Here is a 16,971-nt window from a genome sequence, read left to right on the forward strand (position 1 = left end):
CATACCCCCCCTGCTTTCACCCCGCCGCGCAGCCGCGGCCCCCGCCGCCCCGGCGGAAGCCCCTGCCCCCAAGGTCGAGGCGCCCGCTCCCGCGGCGCCCGTGGTGGAGGCCCCCGCCGCCCCGGCGCCTTCGCCCGCAGCCGCCCCCGTGGCGGCCGCGCCTGCCGCTGCCAAGCCCGCGCCGACCGCTTCAACCCCGCCGCGCGCCTCCGCGCCGGCCGCATCCCAGTCCCGTCCGATGGATAATCGCACCACATCCTCGGGCGCGTCGTCGCGCCCTGCCGGCTCGTCTTCATCGGGTCCGGCCCGCACGGCATCCGGTGGCGCCTCGCGTCCCGGCGCCGGCCAGGGCCAGCAGCGGCCTGGGCAGGGCAATAACCGCCCCGGCCAGGGTGGACCCAATGCCGACCGCCGCTCCGGCGGTCCCGGCGGCCGTCCCGGCACCCAGCGCCCCGGCGGATCGGGCGTGGTGCTGCGCACCCTGACCGAGGAAGAGCGCAACGCTCGCGCCAATGCGCTCGCTGATGCCCGCGTTCGCGCGGTCGAAGAGCAGCGGATGGCGGAAGAGCGCCGCGTCGCCGAGGAGGAGGCCCGTCGCCGCGCAGAGCGCGAGCGCGCCGAGCGCGCCGAGCGGGAAGCCGCCGAAGCGCGCAAGCGTGAGGAAGAAAGCCGCCGCGCCCTCGAGGACGAGAGCAAGCGCAAGGCCGAGCAGGAAGCCCGCAAGCGCTTCGGCGAGGAGCAGGGTGCCTCGCGCGGCACTTCTGCCACGCCGGCGGCCCGTCCGCTCACGCCCCGCCCGGCTGCCGCCACCACGCCCACGGAAGGTGGCGAGGACGAGGAACGCCGTCCCGCTCGCCGCGGCGCGACCCCGCCCCGGCCGGCCGCTCCGGTCAAGCTCCCCAAGAGCCCCGGCAGCGAGAAGAGCCGTGGCCGCCTGACCCTCACCAACGCCCTGTCCAGCGAGGAGGAGCGCCAGCGTTCCGTCGCCTCGTTCCGTCGGCGCACCCAGCGCATGACAGGCCATCGGGCGATGGAGAGCAAGGAGAAGATCTCCCGCGAGGTGATCCTGCCCGAAACCATCACCATCCAGGAACTGGCCAACCGCATGTCCGAGCGTGCGGTGGACGTGATCCGCATGCTGATGAAGCAGGGCCAGATGGTGAAGATCACCGACGTGATCGACGCCGACACCGCCGAGCTGATCGCCGAGGATTTGGGCCACACGGTGCGCCGCGTGTCCGAATCGGACGTGGAAGAAGGCCTGTTCGACGTGGCCGACGCGCCGGAGAAGCTGCAGCCGCGGCCCCCGGTGGTCACGATCATGGGCCATGTCGACCACGGCAAGACCTCGCTGCTTGACGCCATCCGCAAGGCCAACGTGGTGTCCGGCGAAGCCGGCGGCATCACCCAGCATATCGGCGCCTACCAGGTGACCTCGCCGCTCGGCGGCAAGATCACCTTCATCGACACCCCCGGCCACGCCGCCTTCACCGCCATGCGCGCCCGCGGCGCCAAGGTGACGGACATCGTGGTTCTGGTGGTGGCGGCCGATGACGGCGTGATGCCCCAGACCATCGAGGCCATCAATCACGCCCGCGCTGCCAAGGTGCCGCTGATCGTCGCGATCAATAAGATCGATAAGCCCGACGCCAAGCCGGAGCGCGTGCGCTCCGAGCTGCTCCAGTATGAGGTGCAGGTGGAAAGCATGGGCGGCGAGACCCTCGAAGTGGAGGTCTCCGCCACAAAGCAGATCAACCTGGACAAGCTGCTGGAAGCCATCTCCCTGCAGAGCGAAATCCTCAACCTGACGGCCAATCCCGACCGCGCCGCGGAAGGCACCGTCATCGAGGCCAAGCTCGACCGGGGTCGCGGTCCCGTGGCCACCGTGCTGATCCAGCGCGGCACCATGCATATCGGCGACATCGTCGTGGCCGGTGCCGAGTGGGGCCGCGTGCGCGCCCTCATTACCGACGTCGGCGCCAACACCGATGCAGCCGGCCCCTCCTTCCCCGTGGAAGTGCTGGGCTTCAACGGCACGCCGGAGGCCGGCGACCGTCTGGCGGTGGTGGAGAACGAAGCCCGCGCCCGCGAGATCACCGACTATCGCCAGCGCCAGAAGCGCGAGAAGGCAGCGGCCCGGTCCGCCACCGTCCGCGGTTCGCTGGAGCAGATGATGAGCCAGGTGCGGTCCTCGGGCCGCAAGGAATTCCCGCTCATCATCAAGGGCGACGTGCAGGGCTCGGTGGAAGCCATCATCGGTGCGCTGGAGAAGGTCGGCAACGACGAGGTTCAGGCCCGGGTGATCCATTCCGGTGCGGGCGGCATCAATGAGAGCGACGTGACGCTGGCGGAAACCTCCGGCGCGTCCATCATCGCCTTCAACGTGCGCGCCAACAAGGAAGCCCGCGAGGCGGCCGAGCGGGCGGGCATCGAGATCCGCTACTACAACATCATCTACGACCTGGTGGATGACGTGAAGCAGGCCATGAGCGGCCTGCTGGCGCCGATCAACCGCGAGACCATGCTGGGCAATGCGCTCATCAAGGAAATCTTCGCGGTCTCCAAGGTGGGCAAGGTGGCGGGTTGCACCGTCACCGATGGCATCGTGGAACGTGGCCAGCATGTCCGCCTCATTCGCGACAACGTGGTGATCCACGAGGGCAAGCTGTCGACCCTGAACCGCTACAAGGACGCTGTGAACACCGTCCATGCGGGCCAGGATTGCGGCATGTCCTTCGAGAACTACCAGGACATGCGCGCCGGCGACGTCATCGAGTGCTACCGCGTGGAAGTGGTGCGCCGCTCGCTCTGAGCCGCGGCGTCGGCGCCCTCCGGGGCGCTCTGGATGGAGATGGCGCGGGGCCAAGGCCCCGCCGCTTTCCCGAATGACCCTCCCTCGCCCCGGGCCATCCGCCCGGCGGCGGGGGCGTTTTTTTGAGACGCGGCGGTCCGATTCCGCCCGGTCTCGCGTGAGGAGCGACGGGCGCGACGCGCAGTCGAGTGAAGGACCATGAAACAACAGAACAAGACCGGCGCCGGCCCCAGCCAGCGCATGCTGCGCGTGGGCGAACTGGTGCGCCACGCTCTGGCCGACGTGCTTTCGCGCGGCGACCATATCGACCCCGTGCTTTCCGGGCACATCATCACGGTGCCCGAAGTGCGCATGTCGCCGGACCTGAAGATCGCCACCTGCTTCGTCATGCCGCTGGGCGGCAAGGACATTGCGCCGGTGCTGAAGGCCCTGAGCGACAATGCCCGCTTCCTGCGCACGGAGCTGGCGCGTCGCGTGGAGCTGAAGTCCGTGCCGGAGCTGCGGTTCCGGAAGGACACCTCGTTCGACGAGGGTGCGCGGATCGACGCCTTGCTGCGTTCGCCCGACGTGGCTCGAGACCTTGAGACCGATGGCGAGAACGAAACGGATCAATGATGCCCATCGTGGATGACCGCTCCGAGGAGCAAGTTGCCGGCAACGACGCCGCTCACGACACCGCTGTTTTGACCCCGGCCGCACCGCCGTCGTCGGACTATGACCGTCCGCGCTACAAGCGCGCCGGCGAGCCGCCGCGCCGCCCCCAGCGCGACCCCAACAAGCCGCGCGAGCCCAAGCGCGACATTGATGGCTGGGTGCTGCTGGACAAGCCCATCGGCATGACGTCCACCCAGGCGGTGACGGTCGTGAAGCGCCTGTTCGGCGCCAAGAAGGCCGGCCATGCGGGCACGCTCGATCCGCTGGCCTCCGGCTGCCTGCCCATCGCCTTCGGCGAGGCCACCAAGACCGTCCCCTATGTGATGGACGGCCGCAAGACCTACCGCTTCACCGTCTCCTTCGGCACCGAGATGGACACAGACGACGCCGAAGGCTCGCCGATCGCGACTTCGGATGTTCGGCCCGCCGATGCCGAGATCGAGGCCGCCCTCGACCAGTTCCGCGGCGAGATCATGCAGGTGCCGCCGGTCTATTCGGCACTGAAGATCCAGGGCGAGCGCGCCTATGATCTTGCCCGCGAAGGCGAGACCGTGGTGCTGGAGGCCCGCCCGGTCGTGATCCATCGGCTGGAAATGGTATCCCGGCCCGACGCCGACCACGCGGTGATCGAGGCCGAGTGCGGCAAGGGCACCTATGTGCGCTCCATCGCCCGCGACCTCGGCCGGGCGCTCGGCACGTGCGGCCATGTCTCGACCCTGCGCCGCACGGCCGTCGGCCCGTTCCTGGAGGAAGACCTCGTTCCCCTGGACGAGCTGCGCGACCGCGCCGATGCCGGCATGCCCGCTTTGTCGGAAGCCATGGCAGATGTGGGATGCGCCCTTGAGGAGCTGCCCGAGATCGCTGTCAGTCCGTCGGACGCCCACCGCATGCGCTGCGGCCAGAACGTGATCCTGCGCGGCCGCGACGCCCCGATCTATGAGGGGCATGTGGCCGTATCCTGCCAGGGCTCGCTGATCGCCATCGGAGATATGGCGGGCGGCGAGGTGCGGCCCCACCGTGTATTCAATTGGGCGAAATCGGCGCCCAAGCCCTTGCGCCGCTCCGCCTAGAACAGCGGACGGAAGGCACCGGGGCTTTAGCGCGAGCGCTCCCAGACCGAAAGAAGAGGCCGCAGGAACCCTGTTTCTGCGGCCTTTCGCTTTGGAGGCGCATGCGCATCAGGCCACGACCGACGGGATCTATCGGAACGCACTCGACGAAAGTTGTATACAAAAACGTGACCGAAGCAGGCGACTGCATCCCGAATACGGCATGCAACTTGCGAGGGGCGAGCCTTCCTTAACCCTGGAAAGCGAGCCCATGCGCTTCGGATTTTCCTTTCTCTCCTCCGCCCTCGTCTCGCTGGCCCTTGCGGCCGGCGCTCCCCTGGCCGCACAGGCCGAGAACGTGGTCCGGTATGGCATCTCGATGGCCGACATTCCCCAGACCACCGGCCAGCCCGATCGAGGAGCAGGTGCCTATCAATTCACCGGCTATACCCTCTACGACCCCCTGGTCGCCTGGGAGATGAACGTGGCCGACCGGCCGGGCAAGCTGGTGCCGGGCCTCGCCACCGAATGGAAGGTAGATTCGACAGACCAGAAGAAGTGGATCTTCACCCTGCGGAAAGGCGTCAAGTTCCATGACGGCTCGGACTTCACAGCCGATGCGGTGATCTGGAACCTGGACAAGGTGCTGGACGAGAAGTCCCCACAGTTCGACAAGCGCCAGTCCGCGCAGGTGAAGACCCGCCTACCCTCCGTCGCCTCCTATCGCAAGCTGGACGACTATACGGTGGAGATCACCACCAAGGACGTGGACAGCTTCTTCCCCTACCAGATGCTCTGGTTCCTGGTGTCGAGCCCCGCGCAATACGAGAAGCTGGGCAAGGACTGGGACAAGTTCGCGGCCAGCCCGTCCGGCACCGGCCCGTTCAAGATGGACAAACTGGTCCCGCGCGAACGCCTGGAACTGGTGCGGAACCCCGATTATTGGGACAAGAGCCGCCTGCCCAAGGCAGACCGGATGATCCTCATCCCCATCCCCGAGGCCGTCACGCGCACCAACGCCCTGCTTGCGGGTCAGGTGGACCTGATTGAGACCCCCGCCCCCGACGCCGTGCCGCAATTGAAGGCAGCGGGCATCAAGATCGTCGACAATGTCACCCCGCATGTGTGGAACTACCACCTCTCGGTCCTGCCCGGCTCGCCCTGGACGGACGTGCGCCTGCGCAAGGCGCTCAATCTGGCGGTGGACCGTGACGGCATCGTCGCCCTCATGAACGGCCTCGCCAAGCCCGCCAAGGGCCAGGTGGACCCACAGAGCCCGTGGTTCGGCAAGCCCACCTTCGACCTGAAATACGACCCGGCCGAAGCCGCCCGCCTGGTGAAGGAAGCGGGCTATTCCAAGGAAAAGCCGGTCAAGGCCACCTTCATCATTGCCACCGGCGGCACCGGCCAGATGCTCTCCTTGCCCATGAACGAATATCTCCAGGCCTCCTTCAAGGAGATCGGGGTGGACGTGGAGTTCAAGGTGGTGGAGCTGGAGGCGCTCTATACCCATTGGCGCAAGGGGGCGAAGGATCCCATCAATGCGGGCATCACCGCGAACAACATCGCCTATGTGACGTCCGACCCGCTCTATGCGCTCATCCGCTTCTTCGATTCCCGGCAAGTGGCGCCGGTGGGCGTGAACTGGGGCTTCTATTCCAACCCGAAGGTGGATGCGCTGATCGATGAGGCCAAGCGCACGTTCGATGTGACCAAGCAGGACGAGCTGATGGCCAAGGTGCACGAGCAGGTCGTTGATGATGCTGCCCTCGTCTGGGTGGTGCACGACACCAACCCCCATGCCCTCTCCCCCAAGGTGAAGGACTTCGTGCAGGCCCAGCACTGGTTCCAGGACCTGACCACCATCGGCATGAAGTGAACGCGGCGCTCCGCGACGCATTGCAACCAACGGGCGCACGACCCGGCGGGCCTCGAAGGCCCGCCGGACTTTGCGCTGGCTCGCACCCGGATTTTGTGTATAGTTCAGCCGCGCTTCCGAAAGGTGGCGCAACCCTTCCGTTCGACCTGGACCGCGCTGGACGACATCCCGGCCCGGCCCGTCGACGGTCTGGCAATCCCGGTTCCGCCTGAGATGGCGCTCGCGATTGCCGCCCTTCTCAACCGAAAGGACGATCCGATGTCGATCACTGCAGAGCGCAAGCAGGCGCTCATCAAGGACTATGGGGCCAAGGACGGCGACACCGGTTCGCCCGAGGTGCAGGTTGCGATCCTCTCCGAGCGCATCTCCAACCTGACCGAGCACTTCAAGTCCCATAACAAGGACAACCATTCCCGTCGCGGCCTGCTGAAGCTGGTGTCCCAGCGCCGCAGCCTCCTCGACTACCTGAAGCGCAAGGACGAAGGTCGCTACAAGTCGCTGATCGAGCGGCTCGGCCTGCGTCGCTGACAGGGCTCCTGGCCCTTCGGGCATCGGCGTGATGGCCGGCCTGAAGGGTCAAGGGTCCCAAGGGCTCGGAACGGTGCGGTGGCCCTCATCGCACCGGAACGCACCCAAGCGCGCCGCATGACGCGGCGACGCATCGTGGCGGACATGGGGTCCGCCGCGCGCCCGCGAAGTCTAGGGAAAGTCATGGCAGGATCGCCGGACGCTACCGTCGTGCATCGCCCCACACCGGGGACGATGAACGGGCGGCGCGTCCGGCCGTCTTGCACATGGCTCTCCCGCTTCGCGCAATAGAGAGAGACATTCCATGTTCGACATCCATCGCGAGGAGCTGGACTGGGGCGGCCGCACGCTGGTCCTCGAGACGGGCAAGATGGCCCGCCAGGCCGACGGTGCGGTGCTCGCCAGCTATGGCGACACCACCGTTCTGGCCACCGTGGTTTCCGCCCGTGAGCCCAAGCCCGGCCAGGACTTCTTCCCCCTGACCGTCAATTATCAGGAAAAGACCTACGCGGCTGGCCGCATTCCCGGTGGCTATTTCAAGCGCGAGGGCCGTCCGTCGGAGAAGGAGACCCTGGTCTCCCGGCTTATCGACCGTCCCATCCGCCCCCTCTTCGCCGAGGGCTACAAGAACGACACCCAGGTGGTGGTCACCGTTCTCGCCCATGACCTCGAGAACGATCCCGACGTCGTCTCCATGGTCGCCGCCTCCGCGGCCCTGACGCTCTCCGGCGTGCCCTTCATGGGCCCCATCGGCGGCGCCCGCGTCGGCTTCATCGACGATGAATATGTGCTCAACCCCACCCTGGAAGAGGTGAAGGAAAGCGCCCTCGACCTCGTGGTCGCCGGCACCTCCGACGCCGTGCTCATGGTGGAGTCCGAGGCCAAGGAACTGCCCGAAGAGATCATGCTCGGCGCGGTCATGTTCGGCCATCGTCACTTCCAGCCGGTGATCGAGGCCATCATCCGCCTCGCCGAGAAGGCCGCCAAGGAACCCCGCGCCTTCGAGCCCGAGGATCACTCCGCCCTTGAAGCCAAGATCCGCGAGATCGCCGAGGCGGACCTGCGCGCCGCCTACAAGATCGTGCAGAAGCAGGCCCGCTACGAAGCCGTCGCCCAGGCCAAGGCCAAGGTGAAGAAGTATTTCGAAGGCCTCGCCGTGGAGGGCCAGCAGGCCCCCGCCCCGCAGGTCCTGTCCGAAGTGCTCAAGGGCCTCGAAGCCAAGATCGTGCGCTGGAACATCCTCGACGAGGGCGTGCGCATCGACGGCCGCGACGTGCGCACCGTGCGCCCCATCGTCTCCGAAGTGGGCATTCTGCCCCGGGCCCATGGCTCGGCGCTGTTCACCCGCGGCGAGACGCAGGCCCTCGTGGTCGCGACGCTCGGCACCGGCGAGGACGAGCAGTTCATCGACAGCCTGGAAGGCACCTACAAGGAGCACTTCCTGCTGCACTACAACTTCCCGCCCTTCTCCGTGGGCGAGACCGGCCGCATGGGCTCTCCCGGCCGCCGCGAGATCGGCCACGGCAAGCTCGCCTGGCGCGCCATCCATCCCATGCTGCCCGCCAAGCATGAGTTCCCCTACACCCTGCGCGTGGTCTCGGAGATCCTGGAGTCCAATGGCTCCTCCTCCATGGCCACCGTCTGCGGCACCTCGCTGGCTCTGATGGATGCGGGCGTCCCCCTGCGCCGTCCCGTGGCCGGCATCGCCATGGGCCTGATCCTGGAAGGCGAGAAGTTCGCCGTCCTCTCGGACATCCTGGGCGACGAGGATCACCTCGGCGACATGGACTTCAAGGTGGCAGGCACCGAGAAGGGCGTGACCTCGCTCCAGATGGACATCAAGATCGCCGGCATCACCGAGGAGATCATGAAGGTCGCCCTCGGCCAGGCGAAGGATGGCCGCGCGCACATCCTCAACGAGATGTCCAAGGCCCTCACCTCGGCCCGTGCGGAACTCGGCGAGCACGCCCCCCGCATCGAGGTGATGCAGATCCCCGTGGACAAGATCCGCGAAGTGATCGGCTCCGGCGGCAAGGTGATCCGCGAGATCGTCGAGAAGACCGGCGCCAAGATCAACATCGAGGACGACGGCACCATCAAGATCGCCTCGGCCGCCGCCGAGAGCATCAAGGCCGCCATCAACTGGATCAAGTCCATCGCTTCCGAGCCGGAAGTCGGCCAGATCTATGACGGCACGGTCGTGAAGGTGGTTGATTTCGGCGCCTTCGTGAACTTCTTCGGTTCCAAGGACGGCCTCGTCCACATCTCTCAGCTCGCCAAGGATCGCGTCGCCAAGACCTCGGATGTGGTCAAGGAAGGCGACAAGGTGAAGGTGAAGCTCATGGGCTTCGACGAGCGCGGCAAGACCCGCCTGTCCATGAAGGTGGTCGACCAGACCACGGGCGAGGACCTTGAGGCCAAGGAAAAGGCCGAGCGGGAAGCTGCCAAAGAAGCCGCTGCCAAGGACGAGGCAGGCGCTGCCGAGTGAGGCGGCCCGCTCTCCCCTGAAATGAGAAGGGCGGCCGCGCGGCCGCCCTTTTTCTTTGCTCTTGCGCCTCCCTTGTCAGGCAGCGCGCACCGTCTGGACGAAGTCTCGCACCTGGCGGCGCAGGTGCTCCGCCTGTTGGGACAGGTCGCGGGAGGAGGACAGCACCTGCTGGGCGGCAGCCGAAGAGGCCTGGGCCGCACGTTCCACCGCCGCGATGCTGGCGGTGACCTCGGTGGTGCCGTTCGCCGCGCTCTGAATGCTGCGGGCCACTTCGCCCGTGGTGGCATTCTGTTCCTCCATGGCAGCCGCAATGGCAGCCGCTGCCGCGCGCAGCTCGGCGATGGTCTGGCTGAAGCCGGAGATGGACACCACCACGTCGCCGGTGGAGTCCTGGATCCCCGTAATCCGTGAGGCAATGTCAGCCGTCGCCTTGGCCGTCTGTCCCGCCAGTTCCTTCACCTCCTGGGCCACGACGGCAAAGCCGCGCCCGGCCTCGCCCGCACGGGCAGATTCAATGGTGGCATTGAGCGCCAGGAGATTGGTCTGGCCTGCAATGGTGTCGATCAGGCTGACGATGGTGCCGATCTGGTCGGCCGACACACGCAGGCCGTTGATCTGGCCGTTGGTGGTCTCCACCTCGGTCACGGCCTGCTCGGTCATCTGCGAGGAATGCTGGAGGCGGTCGCCGATCTCACGAGCGGAGGTCGACAATTCCTCGATGGCCGCCGCGACGGACTGCACGTTCGTGGTGGCAAGGCTTGCTGCCGCTGCAACGGTTGCGGCCTCGTTCGTGGCTTCGTCGGCCGTCGCATTCAGGCTTTCGGCGGCCTGCTGGAGCTCGGTGGCCGCGTTGGCCACAAGGTCCACAACCGCGCCCACCGCCGCCTCGAACGACTGCGCAAGAGCGTTCATCTCCTCCTTGCGCCGAGCCTGGGCGGCGACCTCCGCCTCCTGGCGTTCATGGCGCAGACGCTCCGCCTCCATGAGGCTATCCCTGAAGAAAGAGAGCGCGCGGGCTTGGTCGCCGATTTCGTCCAAGCGGGCGGAGTGGGGAATGTCGATATCGAGCTCACCGCTCGAGACGCGTTCCATGGCACCGGCCACATGCCTCAAGGGACGGGCGACGCCAGCGATGGAATAGGCACCTGCGGCGATGGATGCGAGAATCGCAACGATCGAAAGCAGCATGATCTGGGTCATGCCGGCGTCCAGCGCCTCGTTGGCAATGGACTGCGCCTCGACTGCCTGGTCTGCGCTTTCTTTGGTCACCGTGGCCAGAAGCTTGGCGGCCTCGCGGGAGGCCGGAAGGAAGCTATCCTGCACCAGCTTGTCCCGCGCCTGGATCTCGGCCAGGCCCTCGCGGACGGCATCCACATAGCCGTCGAACAGAGATTTCGCCGAGGCGAGCTCGGGGGACTTGCCCAAGGCATCCTGGAGGTCGTCGAGAAGACGCATCCCACGATCCTGCATAGCCGAGATCAGCACCAGCTGCTTGCGATCCTCCTCCAGCGTGAACGTCGCGGCAGCAAGGCTGATGCCTTCCAGCAATTGTTCAAGCTGATGGGCTGCGCTGACCGAATCCGGCTTGCCGGCAGCGGACGCCGTGCTGGCGAGCATGGCGAAACTGCCCCGGGCGCGGGTTCCAAGGGCCGTACGGCTGTCGACGGCCTGAAGCTGGGTGGTCTGGGTTTCCCGGATGTCCGCGACCGTCCGGGCGACCTTGGCGAGCCGCTCCTTCAATTGGCGGAAGGTCTCAAGATCGTCCTCGTGGGTCTCCAGCTCCATGAGGCGATTGAGGTCGCCTTGGGCGGAAGCGACGTCCACCTTTACCTTGCGCAGCAGATCGTCATTGTCGAGGCTGGCGAAGGACTGGCGCATCTCAGCCGCGTTGAGGCGGATACTGCCGAGGAGAAGTCCCACCTCCTCCGTCATCTTCAGGATATCGGCCTGGCGGCGGGAATCTGCGAGGGCGGCATCGATCCGGCCAATGGCAATCTGCCGGCTGACGATCACGCCCGCGGACATGAGGACCAGGAAGCCGGCAACCAGGCCAAGCTTCAGTCCGATACCCAACCGCACGCCGCGCATGCCACCTCTCCCGATGTCCAGATGCGCGGCAGCAAAACCTGCCAGACTTGCCTGGACCTTGCGGCGGGAAGCGGCAGGGACTCAGCCGGGCGGGGCGCAGCCTTGCAGCGCCAGGACATCCAGCACCCGCATCAGGGGCTTGGGCTGAACGAGGATAATGCCTTCGAACGGCCCGGACATTTCCATGATGATGAAGAGGGCGCAAGAAATGGAGAGGGAACACAGGAGCAAGGCGCCCACCACCACGATGTTCGAGGGGGCAAAAAGGCCGAAGCTGATGAAGATCAGGGTCAGCCAGATGAGCAGCACCAGCACGAACACGCCCGGTATGTTGGTGACCGCTTCCTGGCTGATGGTCCAGCGGCTGGCCAGCAGGGTTTGAAGCCGTTCGGCGACAGACGCGCGGATCGCCCGCTGATCCTCGCTCTGCGGCGTCCAACTGCGGACCGCTCCATCCAGATCCAGCAGAATCTTACCCGTCTTCAGGTTCGGGGTCCCACTGTCATCCCCGCCAGACCACGCCTCCTCGATCACACCTTCCGTGTATCTCCTGAGAAGGTCCCGCGCCCCGCAGGCGTCTGGCCCGTAATGGCGCATGTAGGAGTCCACGGTCAGGATGTTCAGGGCATAGGTGTGCACATCCTTGTCTGTGGTGTCGAAGCCGCCCTTCACCGACGCCGTCATCAGGCCGAGAATGAGCGAGGCCATGGCCGCAATCATACCAACCCCCAGCTTTACCGTGTCCTGCGTCTCCTTGGAGACGTGGTGCTCGGGAAGCCGGCGGGCCACGAACATGGCGCCAAGCGCGCCGCCAAACATGCAGATGAAGGCGATGAGCGACGTCTGCCAGGGCGCCATGCCTCTCCCACTCCCCTGTCGGCGGGCCGGACCGTCCACCCCGCTTTCGATTCTGGCCGCGCCCGCCGCGGGCGGGCAGATGGCGCGCCGCCCCTAGGCGCGCCGCGTGAAATGTTCACCCCGGGCAGCGCTGCCCATCCATGTAGGTGATGACCTCGGTCAGCGCGTCCGGCGCGACCTGGATGGTCCCGTCGAACGGGCCCGCCATCTCCACGATCAGGAACAGGGCCCCGGCGATGGAGATGGAGCACAGGAACAGCGATCCCACCACCACCGCATTCAGCGGTGCAAACAGGCCGAAGCTTGAGAAGATCAGGGCGAGCCAGAGAATGACCACCACGATGAAGGCGGTCGGGATCTGGGAGCTGTTGTCGCCCGACACCTTCCAGCGCTCGGTGAGCACCGTGCGCATCTCGCCCAAGATGGTGTCCTTCAAGGATTTCAGACTGTCCGTCTCCGGTGTCAGATCGCGCACCGCATTGTCCAGCTGCGCCAAGGTGACTTGCGCCGGCGTGCCGCTTTTGGGCTTGAAGGCGGCCGGGGCATCCGCCCAAGTCTGCACAAGGACGCCGCGCGCATATTCGCCGAGCAGAACATGGGCCGGGCAGGCGTCTTTCCCATAGTGCCGCAGGTCCACGTCCACCGAGAGCAACGAGAGCGCGTAGCTGCGCACATCGGAGCCCGTGGAACTGAAAGAGCTCTGAACCGAGGCCACCATCAGTCCCAGGATCAGCGAGGCCACGGCTGCGATCATGCCCACGCCCAGCTTCACCGTGTCCTGGGTCGCCGGTGACAGATGATGATCGGGAAGCCGGGACGCCAGCGCCAGTGCACCCAACGCGCCACCGAACATGCAGGCAAAGGAGAGAACCGCGACGGTCCAGGAAGTCATCTGCGGAGCTTGATAAGAGAGAGGACAACGGGGGCACCGCAACCGCGGCGGCCCGCACTCTAGTGAGGAGAGGAACGGCTGGGCAACTTAAAACGCGGCAATATGATGCCTGGCGCAAGGGCAATTCCGGCGCCAGTTCAAGCGGGGCAGCCCCCTCCCGCGGGATCGCAGGAAGCGTCCCGCCCAAGCCCCGCTGAGAGGAGCCGCGCGGCCGATCGGCTATTCCGCCGCGTCGGCCGGCACTTCGCTGGCGAGCTTGGCTTCCGCATCCTCTTGGGTCTTGAGGACATCGGGATGCGGCATGGAAATGATGTTGTAGCCGCTGTCCACGAAATGGACCTCGCCCGTCACGCCGGTCGACAGTTCGGACAGGAGGTAGAGGGCGGAACCGCCCACCTCCTCGATGGTGACCGTGCGGCGCAGGGGGGCATGGCGACGCTGATAATTGAACATCAGCCGCGCATCAGCGATGCCCGCGCCCGCCAAAGTCCGGACCGGGCCGGCCGAAATGGCGTTCACGCGAATGCCCACCGGGCCGTAGTCCGCCGCCAGATAGCGCACCGAGGCCTCAAGCGCCGCCTTGGCCACGCCCATGACGTTGTAATTGGGCATGACGCGCGTAGAGCCGCCATAGGTCAAGGTGATGATGGACCCGCCATTGGGCATCAGCGCCGCGGCCCGCTTGGCCACCTCTGTGAAGGAGAAGCAGGAAATCACCATGGTGCGGGAGAAATTTTCCCGCGTGGTGTCCGCATAGCGGCCCTTCAGCTCGGACTTGTCGGAGAAGGCGACCGCGTGAACGAGGAAGTCGATGCTGCCCCACTCATCCTTGAGCCGGCTGAAGGCCTCGTCCACGCTGGCAAGGTTCTCAACGTCACATGGCAGGATCAGGCTGGAGCCGAGGCTCTGGGCCAGCGGGCGCACCCGCTTGGCCATGCCGTCGCCCTGATAGGTGAAGGCGAGCTGGGCTCCCTGACCCGCGAGGGCCTTCGCGATTCCCCATGCGATGGAGTGGTCGTTGGCCACTCCCATCACCACGCCGCGCTTGCCCTTCATCAGGTCCTGCATCGCTGGCTATCCTTCGTCACACACTGCCAGGGGCGATAGCAGACCTTACAGGCCGGCGCCACCTGCGCACGCGCGCTGGGCCGTGCTTTCCGCACAATCGGCCCAAGGCTCTTAACGATTTTGCACCAATCCGCCGTCAGGCGTTGGGATGCTTGAGCACCAGGCAGGCATTGGCGCCGCCGAAGCCGAAGCCGTTGGACAGCACATGGCCGAGCGCCACATCATCCATCCGCTCGCGCAGGATTGGCATGTCCGCGAACGCCGGGTCGATCTCGTCGATATTGGCGCTCTTGGCGATGAAACCGTTCTGCATCATCAGGATGGAATAGATGGCCTCGTGCACGCCGGTGGCGCCCTGGGAATGGCCGGTCAGAGACTTGGTGGCCGAGATGGGCGGCGACTTGTCTCCGAACACGGCCCGGATCGCCTCGATTTCCTTGAGGTCACCGATGGGCGTGGAGGTGGCGTGGGGGTTGATATAGTCGATGGGCGCCTTGATGTCGGCGATGGCAAGCCGCATGGCCCGCTCCGCGCCCTCGCCCGAGGGGGCGACCATGTCGGCGCCGTCCGAGGACACGCCGTAGCCGACGATCTCGGCATAGATGCGCGCGCCGCGGGCCTTGGCGACCTCCAGATCCTCAAGCACCAGCACGCCGGCGCCACCGGAGATCACAAAGCCGTCCCGGTCCTTGTCATATGCACGGGAGGCGACCGCCGGGCGGTCATTATAATTGGAGGACATGGCGCCCATGCCGTCGAACAGGACGGAGAGCGTCCAGTCCAGGTCCTCGCAGCCGCCAGCGAACATCCGATCCTGCTTGCCGTAGGCGATCTGCTCATAGGCATTGCCGATGCAGATGTTGGTGGTGGCGCAGGCGGCCGAGATGGAATAGCTCGGCCCCTTGATCTTGAACCAGGTGGACAGCGTCGCGGAAGCAGTGGAGGCCATGGCCTTCGGCACCGCGAACGGGCCGACGCGCTTCGGGCCCTTGGTGCGGGCGGTGTCGGCGGCCTCGACGATGGTGCGGGTGGACGAGCCGCCTGAACCCATCACCATGCCGGTGCGCTCGTTGGAAATTTCGTGGGCTTCCAGGCCCGCATCGCGGATCGCCTGGTCCATGGCCACATGATTCCAGGCCGTGCCGCCGCCATGGAAACGCATGGCGCGCCGGTCCACGACCTCTTCCGCATTCAGGCTGGGCGCACCGTGCACGTGCGAGCGAAAGCCCAGATCGGCATAGTCCTTCGCAAAGGAGATCCCGCTCTTGGCCTCGCGCAGGCTGGCGAGCACCTCCTGCGTAGAATTTCCAATGGACGAGACAATGCCCATCCCGGTGACGACCACGCGCCGCATGTCACTTCCTCAGGTGGAAAACCGCACCCTGCCCCGCAAAGATGGCGATGCCTTGTTCAGCCGCCAACGGCCGGCGCCGCATCCTGCTGGAACAGTCCGACTTTCAGATCCTTGGCCCGATAGATGATCTCGCCATCGGCGGACAGCCAGCCGTCCGCAATGCCGAGAACGAGCTTGGAGCGCATCACGCGCTTGAAATCCACGCCATAGACCACCTTCTGCATGCTCGGCAGAACCTGGCCGGAAAATTTCAACTCCCCGAGCCCCAGCGCGCGACCACGGCCAGGCTCGCCCAGCCAGCCCAGGAAGAAGCCGACCATCTGCCAGAGGGCGTCAAGGCCGAGGCAGCCGGGCATCACCGGGTCGCCCTTGAAATGGCAGGGAAAGAACCAGAGGTCCGGCTTCACCGCCAACTCGGCGCGCACGAAACCCTTGCCGAACTCGCCACCGGTCTCGGAAATCTCCGAGATGCGGTCGAACATGAGCATGGGAGGCAGCGGCAGCTGGGCGTTGCCGGGGCCGAAAAGCTCGCCACGCCCGCAGGCGAGGAGGTCTTCATACTCGAAACTGGTCTGCCGGTCCGCCATTCTCGCTGGTATCGCCATGCTGCCCACGAAGGGATGATTCGTTGCGGCTCAAAGCGCGGCGCGATCACATCGCCACCGGCACCCCTCGCCGACCGGCGCACTCCCTAACATAGGCGCCGCCGCGCTCAAAGTCATGAAAGCGTCACGCCGGCTCTTTGGAGGGGCAAAAATATCACGCAGCCGAAAAGAAGCGGCGTGAGGCGACAATTGGCGCCATACAGGCCAAGCTGACGTTGGCACCAGAGCGGGGCGGGTGCGTTGTCATCGGGGATCATCGGCACTGGGAAGGGAGAGCCATGCTCAAACAATTCCGCGAATTCGCAATGAAGGGCAATGTGGTGGACCTGGCGGTCGGCGTCATCATCGGCGCCGCCTTCGGTAACATCGTGAGCTCTCTCGTGGCCGATATCTTCATGCCGATCATTGGCGCGATCACCGGCGGCCTCGACTTCACCAACTACTTCATTCCCCTCGCGTCCAACGTGACGGCGGACAATCTGGAGGAGGCGCGGCGCCAGGGCGCGGTTGTGGCGTATGGCCGCTTCATCACCCTGGCCATCAATTTCGTGATCGTTGCCTTCATCCTGTTCTTCGTGGTCCGCGCCATGAACGCGATGAAGAAGCAGGAGGCCGTTAAGCCGTCCGTGGCACCGACCCGCACGGAGGTCCTTCTGGAGGAGATTCGCGACCAGCTGGCCAAGCGTCAGGTCTGAC

13 protein-coding genes are annotated in these 16,971 nt (G+C 66.0%); 7 read left to right on the plus strand and 6 right to left on the minus strand.

Translation table 11 applies throughout. The features are described from left to right. Position 1: 1 nt before the first annotated feature. The 6 genes from infB (at position 2) to pnp (ending at position 9,410) form a co-directional block, all read left to right on the plus strand. Entirely contained in the window at positions 2–2,812 is a 2,811-nt protein-coding gene (infB, locus tag PV781_RS15275) for a translation initiation factor IF-2 (protein ID WP_425532407.1), read from the plus strand. Positions 2,813–3,010: 198 nt separating this feature from the next. After that, positions 3,011–3,427 carry a 30S ribosome-binding factor RbfA gene (gene rbfA / locus PV781_RS15280; protein WP_274776498.1) on the plus strand — a complete coding sequence of 139 codons (417 nt, stop codon included), beginning with the start codon at positions 3,011–3,013 and terminating at the stop codon, positions 3,425–3,427. Next, complete coding sequence (truB, locus tag PV781_RS15285; protein WP_425532410.1) at positions 3,427–4,536, plus strand: tRNA pseudouridine(55) synthase TruB; 1,110 nt, start codon at positions 3,427–3,429, stop codon at positions 4,534–4,536. The genes rbfA and truB overlap by 1 nt, the downstream gene beginning before the upstream one ends. A gap of 250 nt (positions 4,537–4,786) precedes the next feature. Beyond that, the gene (locus tag PV781_RS15290; RefSeq protein WP_274776500.1) at positions 4,787–6,394 is read left to right on the plus strand and encodes an ABC transporter substrate-binding protein; all 1,608 of its coding nucleotides are present in this window, start codon (positions 4,787–4,789) and stop codon (positions 6,392–6,394) included. Positions 6,395–6,652: 258 nt separating this feature from the next. Continuing rightward, complete coding sequence (gene rpsO, locus PV781_RS15295; RefSeq protein ID WP_209104276.1) at positions 6,653–6,922, plus strand: 30S ribosomal protein S15; 270 nt, start codon at positions 6,653–6,655, stop codon at positions 6,920–6,922. Between the two features lie 304 nt (positions 6,923–7,226). Then, the gene (gene pnp, locus PV781_RS15300) at positions 7,227–9,410 is read left to right on the plus strand and encodes a polyribonucleotide nucleotidyltransferase (protein WP_274776501.1); all 2,184 of its coding nucleotides are present in this window, start codon (positions 7,227–7,229) and stop codon (positions 9,408–9,410) included. 75 nt (positions 9,411–9,485) lie between these two features. On the opposite strand, the gene PV781_RS15305 is transcribed toward pnp, so the two are convergent. The 6 genes from PV781_RS15305 to fabA all read right to left on the minus strand — a co-directional run bounded on the left by PV781_RS15305 (position 9,486) and on the right by fabA (position 16,257). Next, positions 9,486–11,498, minus strand: coding sequence for a methyl-accepting chemotaxis protein (locus tag PV781_RS15305; RefSeq protein WP_274776502.1), 2,013 nt, complete (start codon positions 11,496–11,498; stop codon positions 9,486–9,488). An 81-nt stretch (positions 11,499–11,579) separates the two neighbouring features. Continuing rightward, the gene (locus PV781_RS15310; protein ID WP_274776503.1) at positions 11,580–12,356 is read right to left on the minus strand and encodes a bestrophin-like domain; all 777 of its coding nucleotides are present in this window, start codon (positions 12,354–12,356) and stop codon (positions 11,580–11,582) included. Between the two features lie 115 nt (positions 12,357–12,471). Continuing rightward, positions 12,472–13,248 carry a bestrophin-like domain gene (locus PV781_RS15315; protein WP_274776504.1) on the minus strand — a complete coding sequence of 259 codons (777 nt, stop codon included), beginning with the start codon at positions 13,246–13,248 and terminating at the stop codon, positions 12,472–12,474. A 219-nt stretch (positions 13,249–13,467) separates the two neighbouring features. After that, positions 13,468–14,316: an enoyl-ACP reductase FabI gene (fabI, locus tag PV781_RS15320; protein WP_274776505.1), complete on the minus strand. Its 849-nt coding sequence runs from the start codon at positions 14,314–14,316 to the stop codon at positions 13,468–13,470. 136 nt (positions 14,317–14,452) lie between these two features. Further along, positions 14,453–15,670 carry a beta-ketoacyl-ACP synthase I gene (gene fabB, locus PV781_RS15325; RefSeq protein ID WP_274776506.1) on the minus strand — a complete coding sequence of 406 codons (1,218 nt, stop codon included), beginning with the start codon at positions 15,668–15,670 and terminating at the stop codon, positions 14,453–14,455. Positions 15,671–15,726: 56 nt separating this feature from the next. Next, on the minus strand, positions 15,727–16,257 hold the full coding sequence (gene fabA, locus PV781_RS15330) for a 3-hydroxyacyl-[acyl-carrier-protein] dehydratase FabA (RefSeq protein WP_274776507.1): 531 nt from the start codon (positions 16,255–16,257) through the stop codon (positions 15,727–15,729). A 296-nt stretch (positions 16,258–16,553) separates the two neighbouring features. Between fabA and mscL the strand changes: the two genes are divergently transcribed. Next, positions 16,554–16,970: a large conductance mechanosensitive channel protein MscL gene (mscL, locus tag PV781_RS15335; protein ID WP_274776508.1), complete on the plus strand. Its 417-nt coding sequence runs from the start codon at positions 16,554–16,556 to the stop codon at positions 16,968–16,970. Position 16,971 lies beyond the last annotated feature (1 nt).

Source organism: Aquabacter sediminis (genome assembly GCF_028863665.1).
Taxonomy (GTDB): Bacteria; Pseudomonadota; Alphaproteobacteria; order Rhizobiales; family Xanthobacteraceae; genus L1I39.